Here is a 13462-nt window from a genome sequence, read left to right on the forward strand (position 1 = left end):
GGCGACCTTTTTACGGGTGATTTACTTAGCGTTAGATCGCCTGATACTGCTCATCCTGCAACGCTGCATTCGCGACAGCAACGCTCTCAACCACACCAGAAGTACTGGTGACAGCGAGGTCTGCTTGGGTCAGTTGCAGTGCGGTAGCCGGTTGTGCTGCCACTTCCACTTCTTTGCCCAGCAGCGTCTCTTCGCTATCGCTTAACAGCTCAACAGCGGAGATATCGAACAGGTTGAAGGTCTCTTCCTGATTCTCGCTCGCTGGACGCTCACCGATGTGGAAAATAAAGGCTTCGCTTGCCACGCCGTCAAACTTAGCAATCACGCTGTGCATGCCATCGTCAAAGCGGCTATCAACTTCGATATACCACTTACCGCTAGCCGCAACACCAGTGAAGCCCAGTGAACGACCGTCAGACGTTAACAGTTCAACCACGGCGTCTGGCTGGCCAGAGCCATAAATCACCACGCGGTTGTCCTGAATCGCTTCGCCGTCTGATGGCTGCACGTTGTCGTAATCAGAGTAGCGACCAGAGACTGAATCGATGGTGCCTGACGCGGTTTCCGTTTCCGCTTCAACATTGAATTTACGGGCAATGCTGGAGTTGTACTCGCCTTTCACCACAATGCTATGCGGGCCATCGCTCAGCTCCAGGTTATAAGACCAGCTACCATCCAGACCGGTACGTACGCTACCAATCTTCATATCGTTATCGTAAATATCCAGAACGATATCCTGACCGGCGATACCGCGCAGCAGCGGCGTCGCATCGTTGGTGATCTCCTGATGATTAATCAGTGACTCACCCACATCGTCGGCATAGACGTTGAAGCTGATATTGAAGTTTTCAGGATCAACCAGTGAGAAGCTCAGCGTTGCGCCTTTATTGCCCAGCGCATCGGTGGCCACGACTTCATGTCCACCAGCCGTTAACGGTTCGGTAGTCTGGAAGCTCCAGCGACCGTAAGCATCAGCAACGGCGCTGCCTACGGCTTTGCCGTCAATCTCGATGAACACTGTTGAGCCTACTACCGCGACACCGCTCAAAATCGGCGTGTTGTCGTAAATGTCGCTGTTATAAGCGAACTCCTCAACACCATCGAACTCGCTAATGCCACCCAGTACCCAAGGTGCGAAGACGTTGGCGACAACCACGTTGAAGCTAAAGGCAGCGCTGGCATTATCGGCGTTTTCACCCACGGTGATGGTATGTGCACCGAGGTCGAGAGCGGTTTCTGGTTTGAATTCCCATTCGCCGTTGGCATTAGCTACCGCAGTACCAATTTCCTGACCGTTGTCGAAGATGCGAACCAGCGTATTTGCCGGAGCACTGCCGGTCATTTTCGGACGGTTGTCATCTGTTGCGTCGTTAGCCTTGATGATGCCGGTGTCGATAAAGAACGCATCGACCACTTGGTTGATTTTGAAACGACTTTCAGGCTCAACCGGTACTTCTGGCTCGACGGGTACTTCAGGCTCAACCGGTACTTCAGGCTCAACCGGTGTCTCTGGTGCGGTGATGCTGAAGTCAAACTGCGCGCTGACGTTGTCATTACCGAATTTCGCGACCACGCTGTGCGCGCCAGTAGACAATGCCTCGGTGATGTCGATTTTCCAGCTACCATCCTGAGTGCTGGTTACAACCGAGCCGATCTCTTTATCCCCTTCGTACAGACGAATCAGGACGCCTTTCGGGCCGTAGCCGCTGAAGAATGGTGTGGTATCCGCAGTGGCGTGATCGCCCGTCTCTTCGCCGGAGTTGCTGCCAACGAAATCAACGCTGACTGGCACTTTGATGATGATGTCCCAGGCGGCACTTTCGGTACCGTTGCTGCTCTTCACGACCAGGCTGTGTTTGCCGTTAGACAGGTAAGCTGGATTCACCGGGGTGAATTCCCAGAAGCCGGTTTTTGACACCTGACGTACGCCAATCTTGATGCCATTGTCGTAAATCTCTACCAGGCTGCCCGGCTCAGCGGTACCTGACAGTTTTGGTGTGTCATCATCGGTGGTGCCGTTCTTCTCAACGTAGCCGCCTTTGCCGACGTTATCGAGGATGAAATCAATCTCTGGCGCTTGTGGTTCAAGCGCTTCTGGCGCAGCGATGGTGATAACGAAAGGTGTGCTGGCGGTGCCTTCCGCAGTTTTGAACACCAGATTATAGCTACCAAACGGCAAGGTAGGCGTCAGGGTCCAGTCGCCGAACTGATTCGAGGTGGTTGAGCCAATCTCTTGCTCGCCATTGAAGAGGCGAATCACTACATTAGCACCCGCTCGGCCAATGAAGCGCGGCGTAGTGTCGATTGAAGTCGCACCAGAACCGATCGACACGCTGTAGCCCGCAGAGTTATCCAGCACGTCAGTAACGACGACCGGCTCGGCTGCTGCAGAAACAATGGTTACCGGGAATGGCTTGGTTTCTGAACCTTCACCGGCTTTGAACACCAGATTGTAGCTGCCAGACTGCAGCGTCGGCGTCAGGCTCCAGTCGCCGTAAGCATTAGCCTTGGTTGAACCAATTTCTTTGTCGCCGTTATAGAGGCGGATAATTACATTGGCACCGGCTTTACCGTAGAAGTACGGCGTGGTGTCTTTGATGGTTGAACCTGGTGCGAGGTTACGGTTGTAACCATTTGAATCTTCTAACGCAGCATAAATTTCGATTGGCTGTGAATCAGCAGAAGCGATGGTCAGTGCAAACGGTTTGCTGACCGAACCTTCACCGGCTTTGAACACCAGGTTGTAGCTGCCTGCAGGCAGGTTTGGCGTCATGTTCCAGTTGCCATTTGGGTCAGAGTAGGTTGAACCGAGCTCTTTATCGCCGTCGAACAGGCGGATCAATACGTTGGCGCCGGCTTTACCGTTGAAGCGTGGCGTGGTGTCCTGCGTGGTATCGCCGGACTTAATTGGTTTGTAGTAGTAGCGATCGGTGTCATCGTAGGCATTATAGATTTCAATCGGCTGTGCATCTGCTGAGGTGATGTTCAGGGCGAATGGCTTACTTTCTGAACCTTCGCTGGTTTTGAACACCAGATTGTAGCTACCCGCTTTAATAGAAGGCGTCAGGCTCCAGTTACCCCACGGGTCGGCCTGAGTAGAACCAATCTCTTTGTCGCCGTTATACAAGCGGACGATCACGTTAGCACCGGCTTTACCATCAAAACGTGGTGTGGTGTCTTGCGTGTTATCACCAGACTTCAGGATTTTCGGCAGGTAAGGATTGCTATTATCGTAAACCGCAGTGATGACGATCGGCAGGGCTTCTGGTGGCAGAATATTCAAAACGAACGGTGCAGTAGAGGATTCACCCGAAACAAATACCAGGCTGTGCGAGCCGCTATCCAGCTTGGTAATGAAGCTCCACTCACCGCGGCTGTTAGCCTGTACCATGGCGATTTCACGGCCACCATCCAATATTTTGATCAGCGCATGGGGTTGAGCTGTGCCCGAGAAACGCGGGGTGCTATCGGCAGTGCTGTCACCTGAAGAGATGGCTTGTGCGTAGCCTGCCGAGTCATCAATCACAGATAAAACGGCTACCGGCTGCTCTGCCACAGGGCTTACAGAAACATCATAGCTTTCTGAAACCGGATTATCGGCACCCACAACCTGCACGGTAAAGTGGTGATCACCACTGTTGAATTGATTTGAAGACCATACCCAGGTACCTGAGGTATGGACGACAACACGGGCTATTTCAACGCCATTATCAAAAATAATGATCTGCTTATTGGCTGTCGCGCGGCCCTCAAAGATCAGGGTGCCGGTATCAACTTCTGCACCTGATTCAATCGGGGTAAGTTTGTTATTAACCGGCGAACGAATGGTGTCGATAATGGCTTCATTGTATTTAATAGGAACAATGGGTGGCAGCGTATAAGTTGCTGCGGTGGCAATTGATGCCGAGTTGGTACCGGATTGTGCGGTACGCGAATTATTTTGGTTTTTAGATGTGCTCATACTTTAAGTCCTTTTGTCTTACTGCGCTCTATGGGGAAAAACAGGGCGCAGTATTCACAGTTAAAAGTATGAAAATGACAAGAAATGTCCCAATCGGATTTAAAGTGCTGTAAAGGTCAATATTTTCTTTTTTTGCATAATAAATTCATTGGGTTAGGTTTGGTCTTTGAGTTAAACTTTTTGTTATAAACGTATTTAAATGTTTATTTGTTACCTGCATTCGGAGTATTTAGAACATTCTTATGCCAGGCCGTCAGAAACTTTTTTTCCGCTGCGCTGCGGCAAAGCCTTCTTATAATATTTACTCTCGCGATCCAAACCTGCTTTTTGTTTACTCTAAATAGAATTTTATCGTTCAACAATTACCCACAAAGTGTGCGTCGCTTCCCAGTCCAGCCATACAAGGGATAAAAAAACCAAGACCACGCTAAAGCCAGGCTCTTGCGCTGCCGAAAAGGTAAAAAAGCATAATCGATTTTTCTTTTCGCCTGCATCTTGCAAGGACATACACATGCGTAACAACCAGCCCATCACTCAGCGCGAATTTGCATTTGAGGATGACGCCACATTGATGTCGACCACCGACCTCAACAGCTATATCACCTACGCCAACGATGCCTTTATAGAAGTTAGCGGGTTCAGCCCGGAAGAGGTAAATGGTCAGCCGCATAACATGGTGCGCCACCCGGATATGCCGCCGGAGGCCTTTGCTGATATGTGGGCGACGCTCAAACAGGGCGAGCCGTGGACGGCGCTGGTAAAAAACCGGCGTAAAAATGGCGATCACTATTGGGTGCGCGCCAACGCCATTCCGGTGGTGCGTGATGGCAAGGTGCAAGGCTTTATGTCGGTGCGCACCAAGCCGTCAGCGGAAGAAGTGCGTCAAACCGAAGCGCTGTACCGTGATTTCCGCGAAGGCCGCGCCAAAGGACGTCGCTTCCATAAAGGTTTGATCGTAGGCACCGGCTGGCGTCGTCTTGGATCGATTTTGAAAACGCTGCCATTGCGCTGGCGTATTCGTACTACCTTGCTCACGCTGCTGCCGCTCTCGATTCTGGGCGTGTGGCTGCTGGGCATGGCACCCTTAGCGATGGGCTGCTTTACCGGCGGTATGGCGGGCCTGCTGTTGCTGGCGAGTCTGTGGCTGGAGCAGCAAATTTCCCGTCCGATGGAGCGCATGTGCCGACAGGCATTAAGCGTGGCGACCGGTGCCAGCCATAAAGTGGAACAAATTGATCGCGTTGATGAGATTGGTGTCACGCTGCGCGCCATCGGTCAGCTCGGCCTGATGTTCCGCTGGCTGGTGGATGATGTCAGCGGCCAGGCGATTAACGTGCTGAGCGCCAGCGATGCCATTGCGCGCAGCAACGACGAACTGAGCCGCCGCACCGAACAAGCTGCCGCCAACGTGCAGCAAACCGCCGCCACCATGAACGAAATGACCGCCACGGTGAAGAGCAACACCGACACCGCCAAAGAGGTGAATGGTCTGTCGGAAAACACCAGTCATGCGGCGATCAAAGGCGGCGAAGTGATGCAGGAGATGGTGGGCATGATGGCGGAGATCGCCGATAGCTCGAAGCGCATCGCCAACATCACCAGCGTGATTGACGGCATCGCCTTCCAGACCAATATTCTGGCACTCAACGCGGCAGTGGAAGCGGCACGCGCCGGTGAGCAGGGCAAAGGTTTTGCGGTGGTGGCAGGTGAAGTGCGCAGCCTGGCGCAACGCAGCGCCAAAGCCGCCAGCGAAATCAAACACCTGGTGGAAACCAGCGCCAGCCGCGTGCAGTCCGGTAGCGATCACGCCGATGCGGCCGGTCACACCATGCAGGAAATTGTCGATCAGGTGCAGAACGTCACCGCATTGATTGCGCAAATCAGCGGGGCGACCGCCGAGCAGGCCATCGCGCTGACCCAGGTCAGCACCGCGGTAGAAGATCTCGACGATATCACCCATCAAAACGCCGCGCGCGTGGCCGAGAGCGCCGAAGCCTCGGGCCGCATGAAGCATCAGGCCAATCGCCTGGTGGAAGCGATCAGCGTGTTCCGTTAACGCATTTCTCGTTCGGCGCGCAGTGCGCCGGGCGGGGTGCCGACAATACGTTTAAACGCGCGGCTAAACGCTGCCAGCGAACCGTAACCGAGGTGGAAGGCCACGCTTTCCACCGCTTCGCCCTCATTCACAATACGTTCCACCGCCAGCCGCATGCGCAGTTCGGTGAGATAACGCAGCGGCGTCATGCCGGTTGCCGTCTGGAAACGTGCGGCAAATACCGAGCGCGAGCTGCCCGATTCACGTGCCAGCCGCTCCACCGTCCAGTTTTCGCCGGGCGCACGGTGCATTGCTGCCATCGCCTGGCTAAGACGCGGATCGCGCAGCGCCTGCACCAGCCCGCTGCCTTTGCCGCAGCCGTTTTCCACCCAACCGCGTACAATCTGCGCCGCCACCACATCCGCCAGCCGTGACAGAATCCCGGCGAAACCGGCTTTGCGCTGCCGCGTTTCGCGCTCCATCGCATCGAGAATCGGTTGGATTTCCGGGTATTGCGCCAGCAGCGTGCTCACCAGCATCACATCCGGCATGGTGTGTACCAGCGGCTGCATGCCGCCCAGCTCAAACGCCATGCAGGCGCTGAACAGAATCACATCGCTGTTATCCGGGCAGAGTTCGGTGCTGTCGTCGATGGCGCAGACGCTGGCGCAAATCGGACGGCTATTAAACGTCGAAATGGGTTCGCAAACGGCCTCTTCGCTGGAGATCAGCGCGTGCGGTTTGCCGTGCGGGATCAGCAGCGCATCGCCGGCCTGTAGCGGATAGATCACGCCCGACGCCGAACGGATCAGTAACGATCCGCGCCCAACAAAATGCAGCTGCGCGCGACCAGGCGCATCGTCGTATTGCAGGCCAAAGGGCGCGTGCAGCGCGATACGCTGGTATTTGACGCCGTACAGGCGCATGCCCATCAGCAATTCACTGGTCAGATCTTCATAGCGGCTCATACCAATCCCAGACGAATAATCAAAAAACAAAGTTTCTGCATCATAGATCGTCTGATGATCAGTCACTATGCTTAACGCTAAATATTTTGTGATGGGGATCACAGATGAGCCTGGATACTGAAATAGCTGAAACACCTTTAGACGTGGAGAAACCGGCGTGGGGCGCGGTGTTTGCCATGGCCTTTGGTGTGTTCGGCCTGATTACCGCAGAATTTCTGCCGGTGAGTTTGCTGACGCCGATTGCTGACACGCTGCACATCAGCGAAGGGCAGGCGGGACAAACCGTTACCGTCACTGCGCTGGTGGCGCTGCTCACCAGTCTGGTGATTGGCAACGTGACGCGTCAGCTTGATCGTCGCGTGGTGATGCTGGCGTTTACGCTGCTGCTGATTGCCTCCGCGCTGCTGGTGGCCTTTGCCGAAAATCTGCCGATGATTCTGCTGGCCCGCGTGTTGCTGGGCGTGGCGATTGGCGGTTTCTGGACGCTCTCCACGGCGATTACCATGCGTCTTGTGCCGAGCGATCAGGTGCCGCGCGCGCTTTCCATCGTGTTCAGCGGTATTTCGCTGGCGACCATTATTGCTGCGCCGCTTGGCAGCTATCTGGGCGGTATTATCGGCTGGCGTAACATCTTCATTCTGACCGCTGCATTGGGCGTGCTGGCGCTGCTGTGGCAGTTCTTCACCTTGCCCGCGATGCCGCCGGTTAATAAAGCGCGCAGCGGTGGCGTGCTGGATTTGCTGCGTAAAAGCGTGATGCGCTGGGGCATGCTGGCGGTGATCATGATGTTTACCGGCCACTTCGCCTTCTTTACTTATCTGCGTCCGTTCCTCGAAGGCAGCGCGCAGCTGAACGTCAATCAGCTGTCGCTGGTGCTACTGGCGTTTGGCGTAGCGAACTTCTTCGGTACTTCGCTGGCCGGTTATCTGGTGACGCGCAGCGTATCGTTGACGTTAACCGCGATGGCGCTGGTGATGAGCGTGACCGCGCTGCTGCTGGTGAGCTTCGGCGATGTGTCGTGGCTGGTCGCGGCGGGTGTGGCGTTGTGGGGCCTGGCATTTGGTTCGATGCCAACCGGCTGGTCAACGTGGATTTCCCGCGCGGTGCCGGACGATGCGGAATCGGGCGGCGGTTTGCTGGTCGCCACCATTCAGCTGGCGATCACCGCCGGTGCAGCAGCCGGTGGCTGGATGTTTGATCTGCAAGGCGCAGGCGGCGTATTCCTCGCCAGCGGCGTGCTGATGCTGCTCGCCGCCATCACCATCTTCACCCGCGTCCGTCATCACGGCTGATGCGTCTGCAATCCGTAGCGGCGCAATTTATTGCGCGTCTTTGACCTTATATAAGGCAGAAAGGTGCGCGATTAATCGCGCCGCTACAGAGATGTGCGCTCTGCCTATCGCAGCCATAAATCCTGCCTTTTAATTAAATGTCAGATTTTTAACCCTTTGCACAAAGGTTAACCCAAACGTGCTTTTTATGTTCAAAATATTCGAACAACAACGGCAAATCTCTCCGCTTTTTACTGATCAATTCTGCGCCTATTATATCTCTCAACAAGGCGATGACGCCTTACTCAATCAAACGTACATTAAGGAATTGACCATGAAATCTATCAAAACTTTTGCTGCTGTTGTTGCTCTGACCGTTCTGCCATTCGCTAGCTTTGCGCAAAGCATCACTGCAACCGCTTCAACGCTGGATGGTGCAGAAGCGCAAATCGCTGCTCAGGCGCACGAAGCTGGTGCTTCCTATAAAGTGACCGAAGCCAACTTCAACAACGGCGTGCACATGACTGCCGAACTGACCAAATAAGTTGCATTAACGTTCTGTGCTGACAGGGTGCCTTCGGGCGCCCTGGCGGCGTTTGTAAGCGGATAAAATCCTGTCACTTTCCCTTCGAAATGATTACTATTCTCAAAAAGTAGCATCCTTCGTCGGCTCGCCTCGGGCTGTCTTTTTAACATTGGTTGTAATGTCGGGCTTTCACTTCACTGCCATCAGGCGGTGTTTTTGCTATGGAGAAGTTATGAAGGCGAATAAAAAATCGTGGGCGCTGCGTCCACTGCTGTTGGCAACGGCGCTGTTCTCAACCTCTGCGGTGATGGCGGCGGAGTCTCAGCCGTTGAACCAGGTAATCTCAAAAGGCGCATACGAACTGGCGTTCAGCAACAGCGATAACGCGCTGTTCCTGGCGACCGCGCAGAGCACCACCGATAAAAAAGGCGGCACCGTTTATCGTCTCGATCCGCAGGATCTGGCGGTAAAGCAAACCATCAACACCGATCTGCCGACCTTTGGCGCGGCGATCAACCAGAAAACCAACATTCTCTATTTCGGTAACACGCGCGATGCTGCACTGACTGCAGTGGATGCCACCAGCGGCAAAGTGATCAACACGCTGGTGCTGGATGGTCGTAAGCGCAGTGAAACTGTGCGTCCGCTGCAGCCGCGTCAATTGGCGGTCGATCCGGCTACCGATCGCGTCTACATCACCGGCCTCGGTGAGCAGAGCGTGGTGTGGGTGGTGGATGGCAAAACCCTGCAACTGATCAGCACCGTGCCGAACACCGGCAAAATGGGCACCGGTTTGGCGATCGATTCTGCGGCGCAGAAACTCTACGTCACTAACTCCGATGGCGAACTGGTGACCATCAATACGCGCCTGAATGCGATTGAAAAGCGTCAGAAAATCGATGGCGATAAAGATCACTTCTTCCTCAATATCTCGCTGGATACCAAAGGCCATCGCGCCTTCCTCAGCGACTCAAAACAGGCGCAGGTGCTGGTGCTGGATACCCGCACCCAGCAGGTGATCCACAAGATCGATGTGCCGGAATCGCTGGCGGTATTGTTCAATGCCGATCGTGATGAACTTTACGTTACGCACCGTAAAGCGGGCGAAATCAGCATCATCGACGCCAATAGCTACAAAGTGAAACGCACGGTGAAAGCGCCGGGCCTGCCAAACAGCCTGGCAGTTTCCGCCGATGGCAAAACCCTGTTTGTCAGCATCAAGCAGCCGGGTTCACGCAAAGAACCACCGAAGAATCCGGACAGCGTGCTGCGTATCGCTTTATAAGCGGTAATAGTCTGAATTAAAGGGCGGCTTGTGCCGCCCTTTGCATTTCCGCACTTCGCTGCGCCTCTTCTGTGCGCACATACGCTACCTTGTAGGACGACAACACCAATGGAGAGGATGCAATGAGCCAGTTTTTTATGCATGAGAAAAACGATCTGGTTAACGAAGCCATCGAAGGGGTTTTGCTGAGTACGCCGTGGCACAACCTCAGTCGCCTCGATCTCGGTGATGAGATTCGCGTGGTGGTGCGTTCGGACTGGGATAAAAGCAAAGTGGCGCTGATCTCGGGCGGCGGTTCCGGCCATGAACCGGCGCATGCCGGATTTGTCGGCAAAGGCATGCTGACGGCGGCGGTGTGCGGCGATATCTTCGCCTCGCCGAGCGTCGATGCGGTGTTGAACGCCATTGTTAACGTCACTGGCGATGCCGGTTGCCTGCTGATTGTGAAGAACTATACCGGCGATCGCCTCAACTTTGGTCTGGCCGCCGAGAAAGCCAAAAACCTCGGCTACAAAGTTGAGCTGGTGATGGTGCAGGATGATATCGCGCTGCCGGAAAACCCGCAGCCGCGCGGCATCGCCGGGACCGTGCTGGTACACAAAATTGCTGGCTTTGCGGCGGAGCAGGGACAATCGCTGGATGAGGTCAAAGCGCTGGCGCAGCGCGCGATTGATGCCACGTCGTCCATTGGTTTGGCTTTTGCCACTTGCCATGTGCCGGGCGAAAAACGCGATGAGCGCGTCGCGCCTGGGCACAGCGAGCTCGGCATGGGCATTCACGGCGAGCCGGGCGTGATCACGCTGGATACGCAGGACAGCCGCCAAATCACCAGCATCATGACCGATAAACTGGCGCAGGCGCTGCCGGACGGCAAGCAGGCGCTGCTGCTGATCAACAATCTCGGCGGCTTCTCGCAGCTGGAGCTGGCGCTGCTGACGCGTGAAGTGTTGCAGTCGCCGCTGGCGGCGCGCATCACGCATCTGCTGGGGCCGGCAACACTGGTCAGCGCGCTGGATATGAAAGGTTTCTCGCTGACGCTGCTGGCGCTGGAGGAGCCGTTCCTTGAAGCGTTAAACGCGCCGGTTCAGGTGCTGGGTTGGGTGCCGGTATATGACTTTGCGCCGATCAGCCTGCAACGTGCGGAGAAAATCGGCAGCGTGCTGGATTTTGATGCCTCTGAGAATGCGGAGGTGGCACACATCGTCGCCAGCGTCACGCAGACGCTGATCGATCTGGAAAGCGAGCTGAACGCGCTGGATGCCAAAGTGGGCGATGGCGATACCGGCTCAACCTTTGCCGCCGGGGCGAAGAAAATTCAGCGTGGCCTGCAGGAAAAACAGCTGCCGCTGGATGAGTTGCCAACCTTGCTGGCGTTGATTGGCGAGCAGCTGGCGACGGTGATGGGTGGATCGAGCGGCGTGTTGATGTCGATTCTGTTCACCAGCGCCGGTCAGCAGCTGGAAGAGGGCAGCGCACTGCCGCAGGCGTTGATGCACGGGCTGGAACGCATGAAGCATTACGGCGGCGCACAGCCGGGCCATCGTACGTTGGTGGATGCACTGCAACCGGCGCTGGAAGCGTTAGTGGCGGGCGAGTCGCTGGCTGCGGCGGCAGAAGCGGCCCAGAAAGGCGCCGACGCCACCGCGCAGATGCAGAGCGCCAAAGCGGGGCGTTCAGCGTATCTGAATCAGCAGAGTCTGGATGGCGTGAAAGATCCGGGCGCGTATGGGATTGAGAAGGTGTTTGCGGTGTTGGCGGGTTAAACAGAGTGCGCCTGGCCCCTCACCCTAACCCTCTCCCGCAAGCGGGAGAGGGGACTGACCGAGCACATATTTAACATTTGGCAGCGTCTCCCTCTCCCCGTGGGAGAGGGCCGGGGTGAGGGCACCAGACCGCACCTTACTCCGCGGCTTCGCGCATCATCTCTTCGTGCGGAATATCCTGCAAAATCTGCTCGAAACTGCGCAGACGTTTGTAGATCGACATCAGCGTAATCAGCGTTGACCACGACGTGATCAAATACTGGAACGACGAGCGCACCTGATCAAACACGTTGGTGATCTGGTTCAACAGGCCCAGCGTAATGGTGCCCGCTACAATCGACGGGAACAGCACAAACAGCCCGAACACGTTATCCACCTGCAGATACATAATGCGGGTGATATTGAAGTACAAATAGTGGAAATAGAGGCGGAAATAGTTCTGACGCACGCGGCTAAACAGCTCATGCACCGTCGGCGGTGAGGCGCGTTCAGGATCGTCTTCACCGTACACCAGCTCTTTACGGTAGGCCGCTTCCACGCGCTGATTACGAAACTCCAGCCCCGGCAGTTTAATCCCCACCAATGCCAGCAGCGCGGTACCAAACAGCGACCACAGCAGCGCGGCAATCACCAATGCATACGGAATGCTGCCGAGAATCGGCACCTCTTTCACATGGTGCGACAGCGTGACCAGCACCGGCAGAAACGCCACCAGCGTCATAATCGCCTGAATAAAGTTGATGCCCCAATCCTGCAACGTACCGGCGAAGCGCATGGTGTCTTCCTGCACACGCTGTGCCGCACCCTCAACCAGACGCAAACGCTGCCAGTTGTGCATGTAGTAATTGTTCATCGCGGTACGCCAGCGGAACACCCAATGGCTGACAAAGAACGAGTTCATCACGCCAATCACCACCGCAATCAGCGCGATACCGAGAAACGCCAGCACTTGCACATAGAACTGGTGGATGGCGACGGAACCGGCTTTGGTCAGCGCCTGTTGAATCATGTCGTAGAACGGGCCGTACCAGGCGTTAACGCCCACGCCGACCTGCACACCAAACCAGGTGACAAAGATGATCAGAATCGATCCCCAAACCGACCAGCGCTGCCACGGATGGTTATCAATCACGCGCCACGCCAGGCCAAAAATCCCGGCAACGATCCAGTAATAGGCATAAAACCACAGTTGGCTGATGTGAATAAAACGGCTGGCATTGGTTGGCAAAGGTTCGTGCATCGCCGCCTGCAGTGCAGGCCAGCGCGCCGGGAAATCACTGAAAAAACCAAACCAGGCAAAAATCGCCAGCAAACTCCAAATCGCAGCTGAGCTGAAAAACAGCGTTGGCCGCGGAAAAAAGGACTTAAACATAGGCACTCCGCTGTTGTGTGTACTCTTTTATACCGCTTCAGACATCTCTCTGTCTGTTGTTGGTTGTATCTGACGATGACAGCTTCGCCGCTGCGATGTAAAGCGACAGCGACAATTGTTAAGTAATTAGTGCGAATTTGTTTCTAAGAACTAAATTATCCACAGCAATGGTGTTACAATATTTGCACTGTTACCGGTAACAGTGCTGCTGTATCCCTTAAGCTATCAATAAAAAAACAATACAACGCAACTACTTAACTTTCATGCCGCATTATATGTGG

Annotated in this window: 8 protein-coding genes; 5 read left to right on the top strand and 3 right to left on the bottom strand. The window is 55.1% G+C overall.

All coding sequences use genetic code 11. The annotated features are described in order from the left end of the window. Positions 1–31: 31 nt before the first annotated feature. Positions 32–3961 carry an Ig-like domain-containing protein gene (locus HX773_RS01135; RefSeq protein ID WP_176970095.1) on the bottom strand — a complete coding sequence of 1310 codons (3930 nt, stop codon included), beginning with the start codon at positions 3959–3961 and terminating at the stop codon, positions 32–34. 511 nt (positions 3962–4472) lie between these two features. Here HX773_RS01135 and HX773_RS01140 point away from each other — a divergent pair. Then, positions 4473–6017: a PAS domain-containing methyl-accepting chemotaxis protein gene (locus HX773_RS01140; protein ID WP_176970096.1), complete on the top strand. Its 1545-nt coding sequence runs from the start codon at positions 4473–4475 to the stop codon at positions 6015–6017. Here the strand turns inward: HX773_RS01140 and HX773_RS01145 are convergent. Then, complete coding sequence (locus HX773_RS01145; RefSeq protein WP_176970097.1) at positions 6014–6964, bottom strand: AraC family transcriptional regulator; 951 nt, start codon at positions 6962–6964, stop codon at positions 6014–6016. The two genes, HX773_RS01140 and HX773_RS01145, sit on opposite strands and share 4 nt — an antisense overlap. A gap of 104 nt (positions 6965–7068) precedes the next feature. Here HX773_RS01145 and HX773_RS01150 point away from each other — a divergent pair, with 104 nt between their 5' ends. The 4 genes from HX773_RS01150 to HX773_RS01165 all read left to right on the top strand — a co-directional run bounded on the left by HX773_RS01150 (position 7069) and on the right by HX773_RS01165 (position 11809). Beyond that, positions 7069–8256: an MFS transporter gene (locus tag HX773_RS01150; RefSeq protein ID WP_176970098.1), complete on the top strand. Its 1188-nt coding sequence runs from the start codon at positions 7069–7071 to the stop codon at positions 8254–8256. A 313-nt stretch (positions 8257–8569) separates the two neighbouring features. Next, on the top strand, positions 8570–8779 hold the full coding sequence (locus HX773_RS01155) for a DUF1471 domain-containing protein (RefSeq protein ID WP_007888545.1): 210 nt from the start codon (positions 8570–8572) through the stop codon (positions 8777–8779). 214 nt (positions 8780–8993) lie between these two features. Beyond that, on the top strand, positions 8994–10046 hold the full coding sequence (locus tag HX773_RS01160) for a YncE family protein (RefSeq protein WP_176970099.1): 1053 nt from the start codon (positions 8994–8996) through the stop codon (positions 10044–10046). Positions 10047–10168: 122 nt separating this feature from the next. Beyond that, a complete protein-coding gene (locus tag HX773_RS01165; RefSeq protein ID WP_176970100.1) occupies positions 10169–11809 on the top strand; it encodes a dihydroxyacetone kinase subunit DhaK in 1641 nt (546 codons plus the stop codon). 136 nt (positions 11810–11945) lie between these two features. Here HX773_RS01165 and sbmA read toward each other — a convergent pair whose 3' ends face one another. Then, positions 11946–13181 carry a peptide antibiotic transporter SbmA gene (sbmA, locus tag HX773_RS01170; protein ID WP_176970101.1) on the bottom strand — a complete coding sequence of 412 codons (1236 nt, stop codon included), beginning with the start codon at positions 13179–13181 and terminating at the stop codon, positions 11946–11948. Between the last annotated feature and the right edge of the window lie 281 nt (positions 13182–13462).

Origin of the sequence: Pantoea sp. B9002 (assembly GCF_013385945.1) — a bacterium.
GTDB lineage: Bacteria > Pseudomonadota > Gammaproteobacteria > Enterobacterales > Enterobacteriaceae > Pantoea.

What these genes read in the sequence shown, in the direction of transcription:
- HX773_RS01155 (WP_007888545.1), top strand. Translation starts at nt 8,570, where the DNA reads ATGAAATCTATCAAAACTTTTGCTGCTGTTGTTGCTCTGACCGTTCTG.
- HX773_RS01165 (WP_176970100.1), top strand. Translation starts at nt 10,169, where the DNA reads ATGAGCCAGTTTTTTATGCATGAGAAAAACGATCTGGTTAACGAAGCC.
- HX773_RS01150 (WP_176970098.1), top strand. Translation starts at nt 7,069, where the DNA reads ATGAGCCTGGATACTGAAATAGCTGAAACACCTTTAGACGTGGAGAAA.
- HX773_RS01140 (WP_176970096.1), top strand. Translation starts at nt 4,473, where the DNA reads ATGCGTAACAACCAGCCCATCACTCAGCGCGAATTTGCATTTGAGGAT.
- HX773_RS01160 (WP_176970099.1), top strand. Translation starts at nt 8,994, where the DNA reads ATGAAGGCGAATAAAAAATCGTGGGCGCTGCGTCCACTGCTGTTGGCA.
- HX773_RS01145 (WP_176970097.1), bottom strand. Translation starts at nt 6,964, where the DNA reads ATGAGCCGCTATGAAGATCTGACCAGTGAATTGCTGATGGGCATGCGC.
- HX773_RS01135 (WP_176970095.1), bottom strand. Translation starts at nt 3,961, where the DNA reads ATGAGCACATCTAAAAACCAAAATAATTCGCGTACCGCACAATCCGGT.
- sbmA (WP_176970101.1), bottom strand. Translation starts at nt 13,181, where the DNA reads ATGTTTAAGTCCTTTTTTCCGCGGCCAACGCTGTTTTTCAGCTCAGCT.